Source organism: Streptomyces sp. NPDC059832 (assembly GCF_042731715.1).
In the GTDB taxonomy this organism is placed as follows: domain Bacteria; phylum Actinomycetota; class Actinomycetes; order Streptomycetales; family Streptomycetaceae; genus Streptomyces.
In genome coordinates this window covers 14,943-30,953 of sequence record NZ_JBHWIY010000032.1, presented here as the reverse complement: position 1 = coordinate 30,953, position 16,011 = coordinate 14,943, and the positions used below count along the sequence as shown (strand labels likewise).

Genomic DNA, 16,011 nt, shown 5'->3' with positions numbered 1-16,011 from the left:
CCTCGTCAGACGCCGGCGAACGCCGGGGCCAGGGCCTTGCTCAGGGCAGTGTTCATGAAGTCGTCGCTGACGTGCGTGTAGATGGCCGTGGAGCTGTCGCAGTCGTGGCCGACTTGCTGCTGGATAAAACGACGGTCGATTCCGTCCTCGGTCAGATGGGTGACGTAAGAATGCCGAATTGAGTGCGGAACTAGTTCTTTTGGGAGTTTTAGGGCGTCGCGGTATGCCTCGAACCGGTCGTTGATGGAACCGGGCTGGAGGCGTCCCCCGCGTTCGGTGATCCAGAGAGCCGGATGGTCGGGGAATCCGAAGCGCGGGCGGACGTTCTCGACGTAGTCCTCGACAGCCTCGACGGCCCAGTCCATCACCGAGAGCACGTTGCGCCGCCTCGGCGGCTGGCCCTTCTTTGCCTTGCCGTAGCGGACATTGAGCGTGCCGTACCGGCCGAACTGGCGAGCCTTCGGATTGCGTCCGAAGTCGACGACGTCCAGCTTGGACGTCTCGGTCCGGCGGAGCCCCCAGCCGTAGATGACCTTGAAGAGGGTGGCGTCACGGTAGGCGGCAAGGGCGCCCTTGCGCTTGGTCTTCACGGCGCGGGCGACTTGGTCGTCGGCGTAGTCGAGGAACCGCTGCAGTTCTTCACGGGTGAACGGCCTTGCTTCGGGGTCTCCCTCGTAATCCTGCAAGTGAGGGAGGGTGTTCCACTCATGGGCGATCGCCACGGGGTGGGCCCCAAAGGCTTCTTCGCAGGCCGGGCCCCAGCCGTAGCGGGCGTCGATGAGGAACTCGGTGAACAGCCGGACGTCGCCCTGATAGCTGCGGATCGTCGACGGCGCCAGATGCTTCTCGCCCGTCAGCGACGCCGACCACTCATCCAGGTGGGCCGGAGTCCACTGCCACGGGTACTCGTTCGCGAACTCGAGGAACCGGCGGGCCAGCCGCATCCGCGGCTCGATCGTCTCGTCCTTCAGTCCTCGCGACTTCTGCTGAGCCCTCCAGCCCCGCAGCATCGCGTCGAACATCGCGTCCTCCGGACGCAGTTGGACCACGCCGGACACGAGCTCCATCTGAGCAGCCCCGGCCAGGGCCACCTTCTGCTGATGCACCACTCCAGACCATCCCTTCTGGAGGGCAGATCATGCATCAGACGGGATCCATCTGGCAACATGCCTGCTCAGGCGGTTAGTTCGCAGTAGCGTTGGAGTCCGTCAGCCCGTCGCCCTGAGCTTGCGACCTGCGACTTCTCACCCGTCTGATGCAATTCCCGAGGGTCGGCATACCCCTCCGTTGTGGCGACAACGACATGCTTTAGGTGGATCTTGGAGGCGAGCACGCCGCCGGGACGGTAGGCCAATTCCAGGGCCAAGGTCCTCCTTAGCATCCGGAGGTTGACCGGCCCGTTGGGAATCGGGGCAAGCCCAAGTCGTTGTCCGGCTTCGGAGTTGACCCAGTTCTTGAACCACTTGTAGCGGACGCCGAAGGCAAAGCGGCCGAAGAGCAAGGACCCGTCGTGCGGGTCGTCGTGCAGTTGCTCGGCGAGTGCGATCGCGCGATAGACCGGTTCGATGACAACCCACTCATCGTCGGTGCCGCCCAGCGGTTGGCCTTTGACGACCTTGCTGGCAATGCGGTAGCGGGTCAGACCGGGGACGGGCTCCTCGGGCAGGCGGCGGCAGCCGACCCGCAGTTCCATCAGCTCACTCGCTCGCATCCCGGAGACCGCGGCCAGAACGACGATCACGGCTGTGCGGACGATCCCGACTAACGCGACGGCCTGGAGCCGGTGCAGCGGCGGGGTCCAGGACAACGAGGACGTGCCGTCCGCCGTGGTGACCTCGGAAGCCTGACGGGCGAACATCTTCTCCACTCCCACCGAGGCGACCGCGGATTCCAACGGCCCGCGCAGAGCCGGGAACCATCTCGACCAGAACTGGCTGAACCCGGCCTGCCGGGCCAGGACTCCGGTGGCCACCGGCAGCAGGGGATCGTCCGCGGACCAGCCATCGGCCCGTCGGTCGTCGGCATAGTTCTCGGCCAGCATCGGCAGGGGTGTGCACGTTCGCGTGTACTCGGCCAGCAGCTTCACGATCTCATCAGCGAAGTCGGGACCGCCGTGTCGCAGCCCGGCCGTCTTGCAGGAAATGCTGCTTGTCCGCGACCTGATCGGCGGCCGGGACCGGCTCTGACAAGGGAAACACTCCGGTAGCGAACCTGGTCAAGGAGAGACGTGCGACCGCCCAGACCCGGACAAGGGATAGGCGGTCGGCCACCCGGAGCCGGACAAGGGGTAGGCGGTCGGCCGGTGCGCACGATCCGGGAGGTGCGCTTCGCATGCGGTGCGGAACCTGAACATCGGATGCCGGACATCGGCGTGCGCGCGTGAGCTGCACGCTGGAGGCAGATCCGGCAGCGGCTCCGGCGGCCCCGGCAACGTCAGCCGCGTGGTCGCCGACGTCATGGAGCTCCAGCAGCAGGAGCGAGTGACATGCATTTCGAGTCGCACCAGATCCGCCCTCATGAACTCATCCGCGAGGCGGACGAATACCGGCTCGCTCAGCAAGTCACCAGAACCGGATCGGCTCCCCGATCCATGCCGACGAGCACATGGCGACCGACCCCACAGCGCCTGCTGGGGCCTTCCCGGTTCGGTGACGTACAGGTCCGATAGGGATGAAACCGGTCCGTCACCCGTGCACGACAGGGGCGGAATTAGCCACTCTATGATCGCTTTTGGCCAGCTCTGGGCCCCCAACCCCCGTGGCCGCTACGTTCACCCCTTGACAGAGCACACACAACCAGGGGGAAAGGGCACCGATGCACCCCACAAGACCCGTCAGCCGCATAGTCAGAGCGCTCATGGCCTGTGCTGCCTCGGCCGCCGTAGCCACCGTGGGCCTTGCCTCCTCACCGGCCGCGGCCGCACCTGCCGAGTCCGCCACCGCCACGCAGGTCCAGCCCGGCGACGCCTGCACGGCGGCCGACCTCGGCACTCGCCACCCGTACATCAAGAGCACCGAAGTGTCCCCGACGATCACCCACTTCAAGGGCTGGTACGTCACCGAGGGCACGACCGGCAGCCACACCGTCACCACCAGCACCGAGACAACCATCACGGTCTCCGTCGGCCTCAGCGGCAAGATCGAGGGCACTTTCCCCGTCGAGGCCCTCAAATCCGCCGGCGCGAGCCTGGGCCTGGACGTGAAGGTCGAATACTCCTCCACCAGCAGCGAGTCGAACGCGGTCGTGTGGAACTTCAACCAGCCCGGCTACTACGGCGCCTACAAGGGTACGAAGAAGGTCACCGGTACCTACGCAAGTCTCAACTGCAACCGCTCCCTGCAGAGCGACGGAAGCTGGGCGTTGAAGTGGGCCGAGGGGGCCGGCAGCGGCAGCTTCACCACCTACACCACCCTTGAGGAAGGCGCGGTGCGCTGCCAGGACACGGTGCCCGTAGGCAGCATCATGGCCAAGGCGCAAGGTCTCCTCGACTGCGGCTCGGCCGCCGCGAAGGCCGAGCACCCGGCGGGCGCGGTCGCACCGACGCCGGAGCAGAAGCGGGAACGTCTCGCGCAGCGCCCGGCTCTCACCAGCGGCACGTCCTCCGAACAGCCCAAAGCCACCGGGCGTAGCGAGCGGGCCGCTCTCGACTGCCAGGCCCAGGTCTACAAGTTTGCCGTACCCGGCAAGCCCCTGTCCTGGGGCGCCCCTGTCCTGGCAAGCGACGGTGTCCGCTTGCGACCCTCGACGATCTTCAGCGCCCACCTGGACAACTGGCGGCTGTGCAACGTGACGGAGAACAACGGGGTCCTTGAAGCGTCCCTGTGGAACTGGGGCAACGGCGGGTGCGCGACCATCGCCGAGCAGAACGCGGCCACCGACCGGGCGGTCCTCATGACGGCCACCTGCACGGAGGACGACCTCCAGCGGTTCTACATCTACCGCGACGTACCCGGCAGCTCGATGGTCGGTGTGCAGAACAAGTACACCGGCTCCATGATGGGCCACGACCGGTACGCGGACGGGGAGTTCATCCGCCAGTACTCCAGCGGCAGGCAGGACGGTACGGGTACGTACGCCCTGATCGAAGTCTGACGGCCCGCACCCCGTGAGCGGCCCCGCACGTGAACCCCCGACCTCCCGGTCTTGGGTTTCGTGCGGGGCCTCCGCGTCCCTACTCCGGCCCACCGACGGGACCGACAGTTACCCGGAGTTCTTCGAGACGCTGGGCGCGATGGACATCTCACTCAAGTCCGGGCACCGCAGATCGCAGGGTTGCGATGCCAGGAGAAGTCTGCGCCCGGACAGCAGTGTCAGCGAAGTCTGGTGACCGCTCGACTTTCTCGGCGAAGGGTTGAGTGGCCGCTGAGGCTGAGGCTCCGCTCCTGGCCCTTCATGTCGCCAACCTCAGCTTAGCTAACGCACTCCCCACCCGGTGGAACGCACCGAGTGGACTCCACCCGCACCCGGTACGCAGCACGATGGCCCCCACTCCCCACTCGGTGCGGACGGTGTCGTGCGCTTCCACCCGGTGGAACGCACCGCGATGCGAGGGTCCACGGCATCGTTCGCACCACGCACCACCCCTACGGACGGTGACAGTGCGCGGTGCGCCGGGAGGGAGAAATCTCCCCTCCGCCACCGTGTCTCGGAGGCCCGATGCGGGTCGTCGCCGGGTTGGTAGCGGACATGGTCAAGGGGAAACGTCGAAGATCACTCGGAAACTCATGAGTGGTCAAGGGTTACTTTCCACTCGATGGGCTGGGTGGAATCCGGCGGCACACCTGGTCAAGGGGGGTGCATCGAGTGCACCGCACCCGATGCACTGTCACCCTCTGTACGCGCATCGGGTGGAACGTGCCGAGTGGAGTCCACTCCCGTGCGGTGCGCCGGTGCGGTCGGCGGAAGTGCGGTGCATCGTCGGCCGGCATCCGGTGCGCTCGATGAACCGCACCGAGCGCACCGGATGCCGGGATGCCCCGCACTCCCCACCGGGTGGAGCGCACCGGAGTGGACCGCCCGATCCGCACCACCGTGGTCTCCACTCCCCTCCGTGAACCGGGCGCGGTGGAGTCCACCGTGGTGTCCACTCATCCCTGGCGGCGGCCCCGCGCGGTGCGCCACGAGTTCAGCCAGCCGCCGGGGTACTGCCGGGAGCAGGAGCGGCGCCGGGCGGGCGTCGGCTTCGGCGACGGGAACAGGGCCGCGCGCAGCCGGGCCGCGTCGGCGAGCTCCGCCAGGCGCTCCAGCCGCTCGGGCGAGATGTACGTCGGGATCGGGTCGACCATCGGAGCCTCCGTGCTCGGTGGGTCGCTCCCCCGCACCCTCGCTGTTCCCGCAGTCTCCGGGGTGGTCGAACCGCCCGCATCCCCGCAGGTGCTCCAGCAACTTCGCCCGCCGTCCCCACTGGATGCCCGCAGAGCGGGCCACCGGGGCCATGCTGATCACGAACGACGGCGCGTACGGGGCCGGCGGCCGCGCCGAATACGAAGCCCGCCCCGACACTCCGGACCGGTGGGACTGGGTCGGCGACACCCCCTGAACCCGGACCAGCTCACCGCATCCGCCCCTCCATCGGGCCTGGGTCAGACGGCGCCGTCCACCGCCCCGGGCCCCGTCGCTCGTACAGATGACGAGCACGGTGCCCATGAACCCTGCCGAGCAGTCACCGCGTCAGAAGCAGCATGGAGATCGACTTCCGACACATCGCCGAGCCCGGCCTCGTGGTGCTCGACATCACCGCCGCCGACGAGGACACCGCCCACGCCGTCATGGCCGCTCAGGAACAGCGGTGGGCCAGCTCCGGTATCACCCTGTACACAGCGAACCGGGAGCACTGGGGGTGAAGGGGCGCGTGTATGCCGACATCCGGCGCCCAGCACCATGACATGCCCCGGCACAAGGTGAGAGGGACCAGCGCCCAGTGACGGGCGGTCATGACGTGCTGCGGCGCTTCGACCGCCGGTGGAGGACGGCGGCTGCGGCAATGGCGGCGAGGGCTGCGGCGATTGCGGCGGTGATCAGGCCGACGCCCGCAGGGTGGGCGGTTTGTGTCAGCGGGACGGCGGATGCCGGCGGTGGAGGGGCTTGCGGGGTGACGGTGGCGGCGGCCGGGGTTGCGACGGCGGAGGCGTCCGTTCCCGGCGGGGTGGTGGCAGGGCTTGCAGAGGATGAGGCCGGGGCGGTGGGGGACGGGGTGGGGGAGGTTTTCGCGGGGGTGACCTCAAAGGGGGCGACGGTCTTGTCCTGGCTGGCGTTCAGGGTGCAGGGGACGTCGACCCGGCCAGGCCCGGCCAGGTTGCCGTCGGCGTCCTTGGGCACGAGGTGGAGGGTGAAGCTGCCGGCGGTCACGCGTCCGGTGCCGGGGCGGGTGAAGGAAAGTCGGGGCGCGTTGCCGGTGGCAGGGATCTCGAAGGAGCCGGAAGCGGGGACGGCGGTGCGGGTGATGGTGAGGTGGACGAGGACGGCGGTCTCGCTCTGCGGGGCGAGGACGCGGGTCTCGGCGTCGACCGAGCCTTCGATGGTGCGCACCCCGAGGACGTAGCGCAGGCCGAGGGTGAAGGAGGCCTCGACGGTGGCGGCCGCCTGGATAGCGAAGGCCGGGCTGGACTCGCCGGCCGGCAGGGTGGCCGGGATGTCCGCGGAGATCCTGGCAGTGATGGCCTGTCCGCCGATGGTCGGGAAGACGCAGGTGTAGTGCAGGGTGGGGGCGGCGGGCCGGGCGGCAGCGGGGGCGGTGGCGAGGGCGCCGACAAGAGCGGTGGCGGTCGCGGCAGCGGCAGCGCGCCGGGCGCGCCCGCTCGGACGGTGCGTACGGGATTCGGCGCTCATCGTGCCCCTTTTGTCGAGTGGTCGCGTCGGCGCTGTCCGCGGCCGTGGCGCTGCTGGTGGCTGCGGCTCAGGTGGCTCTGGATCCAGGCATGGCGGAACTGGTAAACCGCGCCGACCTGGCGGAGCACGCCGCGCTGGTGGGCGTCGTCCAGGAAGGCAATCAGCGCCCAGGGCAGTTGGCCCGTGAGCGGCAGCCAGATGCGGGCCAGTGCCACCCACTGACCCCAGGCGGTCAGGCTCAGTCCGTAGCCGAGCCCGGCGCCGAACGCGCCCTCCAGCCCGAACACCAGGCCGACCTCGAAGCCGCGCAGCGGCCCATACACGATGCCGTTGACCAGACCGACGCCGATGCCGAGGACGAGAGTCCAGGTGAGCAGGTGGTAGGCGACGTTGCGGCGGTCGATGTGCAGTAGGTCTGCGGGACTGACCACAGTTTCGGTGCGAACCGGGGCCTCGAACAGGGCGATCAGGCCGAAGACCAGCCCGATCGAGAGGGCGATCGGTACAACGAACACAAGCCCGGCGTCGATGCTGGCACCCTGTCCGTCAGCGAGGCCGAGCGGGGCCACCAGGCCTTCGTCGACCAGGATGAGCAGCGCCATGCCGACCGCTCCGCCCAACAGACCGATCAGGAACCGGATGCGGGCATTGCGGCGGGTTGTCGGGGTGCCGATGCCGAGCCGCATACGGACCGGCGAGGGTCTGAGGGCGGCGCGGGCGGAGGCGTGCCAGTAGACGAGTCCGAAGAGTGTGCCGGCGGCGAGGCCGTGCAGGACGCCGACCAGCAGGCCGCGGACGACGGCGAACCGGAGGCTGTGCGAGGTGGCGACCAGGTCGACGGGGACGTTGCCGATCGCGGTGGTTACGCCGAAGGCGATGCCGGCCAGGACGGCGATGATCACAGTGCGGGAGAGGCGACTCATGCCGGTGCCGACCTCCCACCAGGTGAGGTCCTGCCGTTCGCGGCCGAGTCGGGTCAGGTGGTCGGCGAGGTGGCCGAGCCAGCGTTCGGCGCGTTCCGCGTCCCACGATCCGGGTCGGCGGTGGGCGGTGTCGAGCCGTTCAGTGGGACGGGGGCGGTAGACGGCGGGGACGAACCCGGCCAGCAGGTGCTCCTCGATCGCATCGGGGTCGGGGAAACGGGCGGTGTCCAGGAGTTCGCCCGGCCGCCGATCTGGGTGGTCGCTGTACATGGTGCGGGCGAGGGCGATCATCAGCGGGGTGCGCAGCGCGGCAGCGAGGTTAGCGCGGCCGGCGCTCTCCGCCGCCTGGGCGGGGTCGAGGACGGCCTCCCAGGTCGCGCTCTGCCCGTCGGTGTCGGCGGGCCCGGGGAAGGCCGGGTCGGTCCGGGGCAGGTAGCCGCGCAGGTCGTCGAGGTCGAGGTCGCGCAGTTCCAGGACGACGGCGGCGGCCAGCGGGGCGTGCGCCTCTCGGACGGCGGTGGTGAACTCGGCGTGCCGGCTGGTCAGGACGAGCGGCAGCTGGGCGAGGTTGAGTGCTTCGAGGGCCGGGGCGCGCAGGTCTTCGGCGAGTTCGTCGAACCCGTCGAGGACGGGGAGGACGAGATCGTCGTCGAGCAGGTCCGCAGCCAGTGTCTTGCCGCTGGGCACCCGCCGGGCCAGGTGCGGGTAGTCGCGCAGCAGCCGGGCGATCAACCAGTCGCGCAGGGCCACGGTGGTCGGGTTCCAGGCGCCGAGGCTGAAGATCACCGGCACCCGTTCGTTGCGGGTGCGGGCGTCCAGCAGGTCGAGGGCGAACCGCACCGCCAGGATCGACTTGCCCGATCCGGCCCGGCCAAGGACCACCAGCCGGCCCGACGGCACGCGCCGGTAGATCTCGGCGACCCGCCGCAGGTCGCCGCTGAGGTCCGGTTCGGTGCAGGCCTCGCCGGGGGCCAGCAGGTGGGCGTTCGCCGACTGGTCGGCCACCCCCGCCGACACCTGCTGCCAGCGCACCGGAAGTGCGAACGGGTGGTGCACCCGGTGCTGGGCCTCCTCGCGGCGCCAGCGCTGCCGGCTCTCGCGGGCCAGTTCCTCGGCGGCGTCGGCAAGCGGGCCGTGGTCCCGGGGCGGCGGCGGTGGTTCCGGTGGTGGGGGTACCGGGGCTTCCGGGACGGTGCCCCCGCTGAGGGCGCTCAGCCGGCGGCGGTCCTCGGGGCCAGCGTCGAGCGCGTCCGCGATGCGGTTGATGGTGCCGAGCCGGTGGTCGAAGGGCCGGTCGGTCTCGATCCGGCGGACAGTGCTCTCGCCGAGCCCAGCCCGCTCGGCGAGCTGGAACTGCGTCAGACCGGCCTGCTTCCGTAACTGCCGCACCAGTGCTCCGAGCGTCTCCGCCACGCCCCGCCCTTCCCCCGAAGATTCAAAAGAACAGACGCGAGCCTACCGCTGACGACCGGTCACATATGACCGGTGCTGTGACCTGTGCGTTTGCCTGATGTGACGCCAGCATCGGTGGTGCGGACAGCGGTTCCGCGGCCCCCGGCGCACCTCGTTGCGCGGCCCGGGCCGCCCCGTCCGCGACACCAGTTGCGTGAACTTGAGAAAGGCGGTGTTTGCAATGGCGGAGGCGAAGGGCGTCCTGCTGCCGGCCTACGTGGTGGCCGACGAGTCGGGCTCGATGGCCCCGTACCAGCGGGAGCTGGGGGACGGGGTGGCGTCGCTGTGCGAGAAGCTGCGGGCGGAGCCGATGGTCGCGGCCAAGCTCCGGCTGGCCGTGCTGGGCTTCTCCGACGACGTCCAGGTCCGGCTCGCGGTGGCCGACATGCGCACCGAGACCACGGTGCCCCGGTTGGTGATCCGAGGGGTGACCAACTACCAGGCCGTCTTCGAGGACCTGCTGCAGCGGATCCCCCACGACGTGAAGTGGCTGCGCGGCGAGGGCTACCGGGTGCACCGCCCGGTGGTCTTCCTGCTCAGCGACGGCCAGCCCACCGACGGCTCGTCCTGGCACGCGCCGCACGCGGAGCTGACCGACCGGGACCGCACGCCGACCGCGCCGAACATCATCGCCTGCGGTCTCGGCGACGCCTGGGCGCAGACCATGGTCAAGGTCGCGACCCGCCCCGAGTTCGCCTTCCTCGCCAAGTCCGGAACCGACGTCGGCCGGGCGATCTCGGAGTTCTTCCACTCGCTCACCATGAGCCTGGTGGCCTCCGGACACGCCCTGAACTCGGCCAACCCGCAGCTGGTGGTGAACCGGCCCGACCAGTTCACCATGGCCATCGACGAGGTCGGCAGGTGACGCCCGCCCGCCGGGGCGACCCGGACCCCGTGCCGCCGGCGGCGCCCCCGAGGCCCGCCGGGCCGCCCCCGGCGACCGGACCGGACCTGGTGCCGTGGCAGCGGATCACCGTGGACGTGCCGGGTCTGGAGTTCGAGGCCCGGCCGCCCAGCCAGTACGCCTTCGACTTCCCCGACAGCGAGTGCGAGGGCTGGTCCACCGACCGGCTCACCCTGCGGTTCGCCTCCGTCCGCGGCGCCAAGCACCGCTACTACCGGCAGCCGCGCCAGGACGCGGCGCGCGCCGCCGTGCACGAGGCCACCGGCAGCATCGTCTTCGCGGTCGCCGACGGCGTGTCCAGCGCCGCCGAGTCCCACCAAGGCGCCGTCGAGGCGTGCCGGGCCGCCGTCGAACGCATCCTGCACCTGCTCGACCGGAGCGCGGAGCGGCTGGACGGCGCCGACGTCGCGGCCCACGCCGCGGAACGGCTGCGCGAACTGGCGCGGTGGCGGCTCGGCGTCGCCGCGCCGCAGGCGGCCGAGGTGGCCCGGCTGTACGCGACCACCCTGGTGGCGGGGGTGGTCCGTGCCGCGGGCGACGTCCTGGAGGCCGAAGTGTTCCGGATCGGCGACTCCGGGGCGTGGCTCCTCGACCGGGCCGGCGGCGGCTATCACCCGCTGTTCGGCAGCAAGGCCGTACCGGGCACGCCGCTGGTCAGTAATGAGGTCTCCCCGCTTCCCCTGGTCCCCGACCGGCCGGAGACCGCCGTCGGACGGCTGGCCGAGCCGTGGATGCTGCTGGTCGGCACCGACGGGTTCGGCGACCCGCTAGGCGAGGGCGACGGCAGGGTCGGGGAGCTGTTTGCCCGTCACCTCGATTCGCCACCGCCGCCGTTGTGGCTCGGCCACGTGCTGGACTTCACCCGGGAGACCTTCGACGACGACCGCACCCTGCTGGCGATCTGGCCCCGGGCCGAGGGAGCGAGGTGAGCGCGCGGCCGGCCGGCCCGGTCGAGTTCGCCACGCTGGCCCTGGACGGGGAACTCGGCCGAGGAGGCCAGGGATCGGTCCACTCGGTGCGCAACAAGCACATCAACGAGTTAGCGGCCGACGGCGGTTGGGAGGTCGTCTACAAGGAGTACGCCCCTGCGGTGCTGCCGCAGGTGGACGCCGCCGCGCTGGCCGCCGCGGTCGCACTGCCTGGGCGGCTGACCGGCGAACAGGGACGCTGGCTGTGCGAGAAGACCGCCTGGCCGGCCGCCGTGGTCCGGCGCGGCGGACAGACGTGCGGGTTCCTGATGCGGGCCGCCCCCGACCGCTTCCGCTTCACGCTCCGGACCCTGGCGGCCGGCAACCAGGGCTCGCCCAGGCTCGCCACCCTGGAGTACCTCCTCAACGAGGACGCCTACGTCGCCGGGATCGGACTGACCGTCACCGACCGGAACCGGCTGCGGCTGCTCGCCGACCTCGCGACCACCCTCGACCGGCTGCACCGCCTCGGCGTCGCCGTCGGCGACCTCTCGCCAAAGAACCTGCTCTTCGCCCTCGCGCCGCAGCCCGAATGCTTCCTCATCGACTGTGACGCGGCCCGCACCGACCTTGCGACGGTACTGCCGCAGGCCGAGACCCCGGACTGGCACGTCCCCGCGGGCGAGGAACGGGCGACCCGGCACAGCGACACCTACAAGCTCGCCCTGCTCGCCGTCCGCCTCTTCGCCCGCGACCAGAGCACCACCGACCCGGCCGCGCTGGCGGCGATCGACCCGGCCCTCGGCGCCCTGGCCCGTGCCTCGCTCGGAACGGACCCGGCCGCCCGGCCGACGCCCGCCGCCTGGTCCGAGCAACTGGCCTCTGCTTCCAACAAGTTGGAGCCCAGCCACGGGCCGAAAGCAGCCAGGGGAGCGCAGCCGAAGCCGCCGACCGGGCTGGCTGCCCCGCGACCACACGTCAACAGCGGAGCAGGTTCGACGGGTTCGGCAGCAGGTGGCGCGGGAGTGGGCAGCACAGCGGCCCGGGTCGGCAAGGTGCTCGCCGCCGTGGCCGCCGTCGTGGCAGTGCTGCTGTTCGTGGCCCACCGTGACGACTCCCACCCGGCCGACGCCCGCTCGGCCGCCGACAGCGACCCGCGGATGGCCAGTCACCCGTCGCCCTCCGCCGGCAGTTCGTACCGGACCCCGCAGCCCGATCCGACCCTCAGCAGCACCCGTCCGAGAACCCCGACCCCGACCCCGACACCCACGCCCACCCCGAGCCCGAGTCCGACCGATCCGGTCGCCACCGCGGGCGTCGGCGACTGCTTCTTCGACACCGGGACCAGCGGTCACGCCGACCTCACCCCGACCACCTGCACCACCGGGACGTTCAAGGTCGTCCGGATTAACGAGGGCAGCACCGACCTGGACGGCTGCGCCAACGTGCCCGACAACGACGAAAGCGTCAGCTCCAAGCGCTACTCGCGGGTCCTGTGCCTCAGTTACCAGAGTTCCGGCGGGGACTCCTACCACGCCCGGCAGGGCGACTGCGTCTTCGGGCCGAACGGCGCGGGCCCGTGGTCGCTGCTGTCCTGCCGGACCGGCGCCTTCAAGGTCCTCGCCGTCTACCGCGGCACCAGCGACCACTCCAAGTGCGACAGCTGGCCCCACTACAACCAGTGGCGGACCGTCTCCGGCCCCAAAGGCGCCGACCAAGACGTCCTGCAGTGCCTGTCCATGGTGTTCCCCGATGACGCGGGCTACGCCACCGTCCGCGAATGCCTGTTCAAGTCGGGCTCCACCTTCACCAACGTCGGCAGCTGCGACCGCTCCAACGTCTACGTCACCGGACGCACCAGCACGCCGAACCACCCCGCGTTCTGCGGCCAGGACGCCTCCACCTATTGGCGCTCCAACGAGTTCCACAACCTCGGCTACACCGTCTGCTGGCGCTGGCGCTGACCCCGCCGCGCGGCAACCGATCCACCATCCCACCGACAAAGTTAAGGATCCGACATGGCATACCGCTACCGGTGCGGCGAGTGCGACTTCAAGACCTCCTGGGGCACCGAGTCCCAGGGCGAGCGGGCGCAGATCACGCACTACACCGACCGCCACCCCGGCCTGTGCCCCGGCGGAACGGTCGAGGCCAACACCAAGAACCCGGAGGGCGGCAGCGGCTGCCTCGGCGTCCTCGCCGTGCTGTTCCTGCTGTTCGTCCTCGCCGTCTCGTGCAGCCGATGAACGGCGCTAACCCGAGCACCGCCACCAGGAGGACGTCATGACGAAGCATTACTGGAACCAGGACCCGGCCGCACCGGCGCCGCCCACCTGGCAGCAGACGCCACGCGCGGTGCCACCCCAGCTCGGCCGCGACGACGGCGCGGCGCCGTCCGTGCCCGTTCAACCGGCTGCCGGGCCGGGCGCCCAGCCGCCGCCCGCGTCGGTGACACCGCCCGGGGCGGTGACCCCGCCCGGGGCGCGGGCAGCGCGCCGGGGAGTTGGGGTGCTGCGCCACTGGCGGCTGCTGGTGGCCGCGGTGATGCCCTGCCTCCTGCTGGCCGGCATCGGGTGGTGGTTCTGGCCACAAAAGCCGACGGGCCTCCCGCCGCACATCGCCGAGGGAACCGTCCAGGCGGACCTGCTCAGCGCCGACAGCGTCAGCAAACTGGCCGGAACGACGGTGGTGGCCGGGCCCCAGTCGAACCGGCCGCACGCCCCGCTCGCCGTGACCCCGTCGGAATGCGTCATCGCCGCCGGACCGACGACGCAGTCGGTCTACGGGCAGGCGTGGAAGGCGTTCCTGTCGGCGACCTACCAGGACGCCGCAGGCTCGGGCAGCTACACCGTGAACCAGGTGATCGGCGTGTTCCCGGACAGCAAAAAGGCGACCGCGGCCTTCCGCACGCTCGCCGCCGGCCTCACCAAGTGCCCGTCCTCGACACTCACCGACCAGGCCGGACGTACGTCGAAGTGGGCCTACACGGCGCACGCGCCGTTCGCGGTCGTCGTGACGTGGAAGGCGACCCAGGACGGCGCCGCGGGCTGGGCCTGTTACCACCAGGCGCGGGTGAAGGACACGAGCCTGGTGCAGGTCGCCGTCTGTCAGGCCGGTGACGGCGCGCCGACCACCTCGAAGATCGCCGACGGGCTCGCAGGGAAGGTGACCGGATGACCCCGCCCCCGCGCAGGACGGCCGCGCGCCGCCGGCGGATGCTGCCCCGCATCGTCCAGCTCGTGCTGATGGCGCTCCTGGCGCCGATCGTCGCCGCAGGGGTGAATACGATCGCGGCGTCCGACGCCGTGGCGGCTGCAGCACCGGCGGGCACGCTCGCCCCCGTTCCCCTGGTGGCGCCCGGGGGCTTCGAGGCCGCCCTGGCGACCCTCTTCGAGAAGATCGACAAGGCGAACCGGCAGGCGGCGAAGCTGGCGCAGCAGGAGAAGGCCGTGGTCGCCGAGGCGGAGCGGATCACCAAGGAGTCCGCCGCCATCCGCGACAGCAAGACCGCGCTCAACACCAGAGTTGCCGCGGTGAGCCAGGAGATCAGCGGCCACAACAAACGCGCGAAGGCCCTGCACGGCAAGATCGCCGCCCACAACGCCAAACCGAACAGGTTCAGACTGCCGGCGCAGGCGGCCGCAGCCAATGCCTACGACGCCGAGGCGCGCCAACTGGAGGCCGAGAAGAGCAAGGAAAACGCCGTGGAAGACAAGATCCAGGGCGAGGAGAGCCAGATCAAGCAGAAGGCTTCCCAGGTCGACGCCAGGTCCTCCCGGCTCGGCGCCGCCTCCAAGGCCAACGACACCAAGGCCGACGGGCTCAGGACGAAGGCACAGCAGCTCCAGTCCCAGAGCCAGCAACTGCTCGCGCAGATGTCGCAGGTGATCCAGAGTTTCGCCTCCGCTCCGTCGAACCCGGCGGCCGCGATGGACCGGGGCGGGGACGCGCCTGCTCCAGCCCCGCAGGCCGGCAACCGGTCCGTCAGCCAGGACGAGGACACCGGCGACACCCCCTACCGGCAGCCCCGGACTTCTGCACTGAAGCAGTATGCGAAGCAGAGCGGGACTACCGTCGACATGCGACCGGGCATGGCGTACTTGACACCCGAAGCCGTCCGGCGGCTCCCGGCCGCGCAGGCGGCGGCGCTCGGCAGCCCGTCCGTCACCTACGACGGGCTGGTCCGCAAGCCCAACGGACACTACACGGCGCTGCGGGTGCGAGCGCCCGGGACGGCCGCCCTCCCGGCCCCGGCGCCGGAGGTGCTGGCATCCGGCGGGCTCGTCGTCCACCAGGCCGGCGAGCAGCGCGTCGTCGACGAGGTCACGTCCGTCGAGGAAGCGCCGAGCCTGTCCCAGCCCGGCCCCTCGAACCCGCCGTCCCCCGATCCCGATCCTGCCGACTGCCGGAGCGGTTTCGGTGGCGGATGGCGCACATACCTGCCGGTCGACCGGTCCGGCCGTGCCCAAGGCGCGGAGGCATGCCTCACCAAGGACTTCATCGACAACAACAAGGGAACCCGCACCGCCCCCAAGACGGTGGCTCCACCCGCATACCGCTGGGCGGCGATATACGCGGCCGGCCTCGGCGACCGGCCTGCCCAGTTCTGGCGCAACGCCTGCCACCTGTTGGCCGGTTCGCTCGGTGGCTCGGGCACCGGCTACGACAACCTCGCCACGTGCTCCCGTACGGCAAACTCCACGAAGCAGGGGGGATCGCCGCCTCACCACACCGGGAACATGGCCTACTACGAGGGTGAAGTTCGAAAGGTGCTGAACAATGAGCGTGGTGTGGTCGTCCATTACACCGTGACCCCGGAGTACAACGGGACAAGGGTGGTCCCGACGCAATTCCACATGCAGGCCACCAAGTACACGCCCGGCGTCGGAGCGGTGACACTCTTCAACAACTACGTCCCCAACGACATCTTCAGCCTGAAGGACCAGCAGTGGCACAACATGGGCAAAGACGCCCCGACCGAATGGGAACCGTAGAA

Annotated in this window: 14 protein-coding genes; 9 read left to right on the top strand and 5 right to left on the bottom strand. The window is 70.4% G+C overall.

Features of this window, described 5'->3' with window-relative positions:
* Positions 1–5: 5 nt before the first annotated feature.
* Both ACFV8T_RS36180 and ACFV8T_RS36175 read right to left on the bottom strand, forming a co-directional pair.
* A complete protein-coding gene (locus ACFV8T_RS36180; protein WP_385335851.1) occupies positions 6–1,109 on the bottom strand; it encodes a tyrosine-type recombinase/integrase in 1,104 nt (367 codons plus the stop codon).
* A 65-nt stretch (positions 1,110–1,174) separates the two neighbouring features.
* Entirely contained in the window at positions 1,175–2,086 is a 912-nt protein-coding gene (locus ACFV8T_RS36175) for a hypothetical protein (RefSeq protein WP_385335849.1), read from the bottom strand.
* 728 nt (positions 2,087–2,814) lie between these two features.
* On the opposite strand from ACFV8T_RS36175, the gene ACFV8T_RS36170 reads away from it, so the two are divergent.
* Positions 2,815–4,092, top strand: coding sequence for a hypothetical protein (locus ACFV8T_RS36170; RefSeq protein ID WP_385335847.1), 1,278 nt, complete (start codon positions 2,815–2,817; stop codon positions 4,090–4,092).
* Positions 4,093–5,087: 995 nt separating this feature from the next.
* On the opposite strand, the gene ACFV8T_RS36165 is transcribed toward ACFV8T_RS36170, so the two are convergent.
* Positions 5,088–5,285: a hypothetical protein gene (locus ACFV8T_RS36165; RefSeq protein WP_385335845.1), complete on the bottom strand. Its 198-nt coding sequence runs from the start codon at positions 5,283–5,285 to the stop codon at positions 5,088–5,090.
* A gap of 122 nt (positions 5,286–5,407) precedes the next feature.
* Here ACFV8T_RS36165 and ACFV8T_RS36160 point away from each other — a divergent pair, with 122 nt between their 5' ends.
* Positions 5,408–5,539 (top strand): hypothetical protein, encoded by a 132-nt coding sequence (locus ACFV8T_RS36160; protein ID WP_385335843.1) that lies wholly within the window; start codon positions 5,408–5,410, stop codon positions 5,537–5,539.
* Positions 5,540–5,681: 142 nt separating this feature from the next.
* The gene (locus tag ACFV8T_RS36155; RefSeq protein ID WP_385335841.1) at positions 5,682–5,843 is read left to right on the top strand and encodes a DUF6207 family protein; all 162 of its coding nucleotides are present in this window, start codon (positions 5,682–5,684) and stop codon (positions 5,841–5,843) included.
* Between the two features lie 88 nt (positions 5,844–5,931).
* Here the strand turns inward: ACFV8T_RS36155 and ACFV8T_RS36150 are convergent, their stop codons facing one another.
* Both ACFV8T_RS36150 and ACFV8T_RS36145 read right to left on the bottom strand, forming a co-directional pair.
* Positions 5,932–6,828: a DUF6801 domain-containing protein gene (locus tag ACFV8T_RS36150; protein WP_385335839.1), complete on the bottom strand. Its 897-nt coding sequence runs from the start codon at positions 6,826–6,828 to the stop codon at positions 5,932–5,934.
* Positions 6,825–9,164 carry a helix-turn-helix domain-containing protein gene (locus ACFV8T_RS36145; protein ID WP_385335837.1) on the bottom strand — a complete coding sequence of 780 codons (2,340 nt, stop codon included), beginning with the start codon at positions 9,162–9,164 and terminating at the stop codon, positions 6,825–6,827. Before ACFV8T_RS36145 ends, ACFV8T_RS36150 begins: the two co-directional genes overlap by 4 nt.
* A gap of 220 nt (positions 9,165–9,384) precedes the next feature.
* Between ACFV8T_RS36145 and ACFV8T_RS36140 the strand changes: the two genes are divergently transcribed.
* Genes ACFV8T_RS36140 through ACFV8T_RS36115 form a run of 6 tightly spaced genes read left to right on the top strand, consistent with a single transcriptional unit; the run spans position 9,385 to position 16,009 of the window.
* Positions 9,385–10,068 carry a hypothetical protein gene (locus ACFV8T_RS36140; protein WP_385335835.1) on the top strand — a complete coding sequence of 228 codons (684 nt, stop codon included), beginning with the start codon at positions 9,385–9,387 and terminating at the stop codon, positions 10,066–10,068.
* Positions 10,065–11,036 carry a protein phosphatase 2C domain-containing protein gene (locus ACFV8T_RS36135; RefSeq protein ID WP_385335833.1) on the top strand — a complete coding sequence of 324 codons (972 nt, stop codon included), beginning with the start codon at positions 10,065–10,067 and terminating at the stop codon, positions 11,034–11,036. Before ACFV8T_RS36140 ends, ACFV8T_RS36135 begins: the two co-directional genes overlap by 4 nt.
* The gene (locus ACFV8T_RS36130) at positions 11,033–12,979 is read left to right on the top strand and encodes a hypothetical protein (RefSeq protein ID WP_385335831.1); all 1,947 of its coding nucleotides are present in this window, start codon (positions 11,033–11,035) and stop codon (positions 12,977–12,979) included. Before ACFV8T_RS36135 ends, ACFV8T_RS36130 begins: the two co-directional genes overlap by 4 nt.
* Before the next feature lie 54 nt (positions 12,980–13,033).
* Entirely contained in the window at positions 13,034–13,261 is a 228-nt protein-coding gene (locus ACFV8T_RS36125) for a hypothetical protein (protein ID WP_385335829.1), read from the top strand.
* 37 nt (positions 13,262–13,298) lie between these two features.
* Positions 13,299–14,192, top strand: coding sequence for a sensor domain-containing protein (locus ACFV8T_RS36120; RefSeq protein ID WP_385335827.1), 894 nt, complete (start codon positions 13,299–13,301; stop codon positions 14,190–14,192).
* Positions 14,189–16,009 (top strand): DNA/RNA non-specific endonuclease, encoded by a 1,821-nt coding sequence (locus ACFV8T_RS36115; RefSeq protein WP_385335825.1) that lies wholly within the window; start codon positions 14,189–14,191, stop codon positions 16,007–16,009. The genes ACFV8T_RS36120 and ACFV8T_RS36115 overlap by 4 nt, the downstream gene beginning before the upstream one ends.
* Positions 16,010–16,011 lie beyond the last annotated feature (2 nt).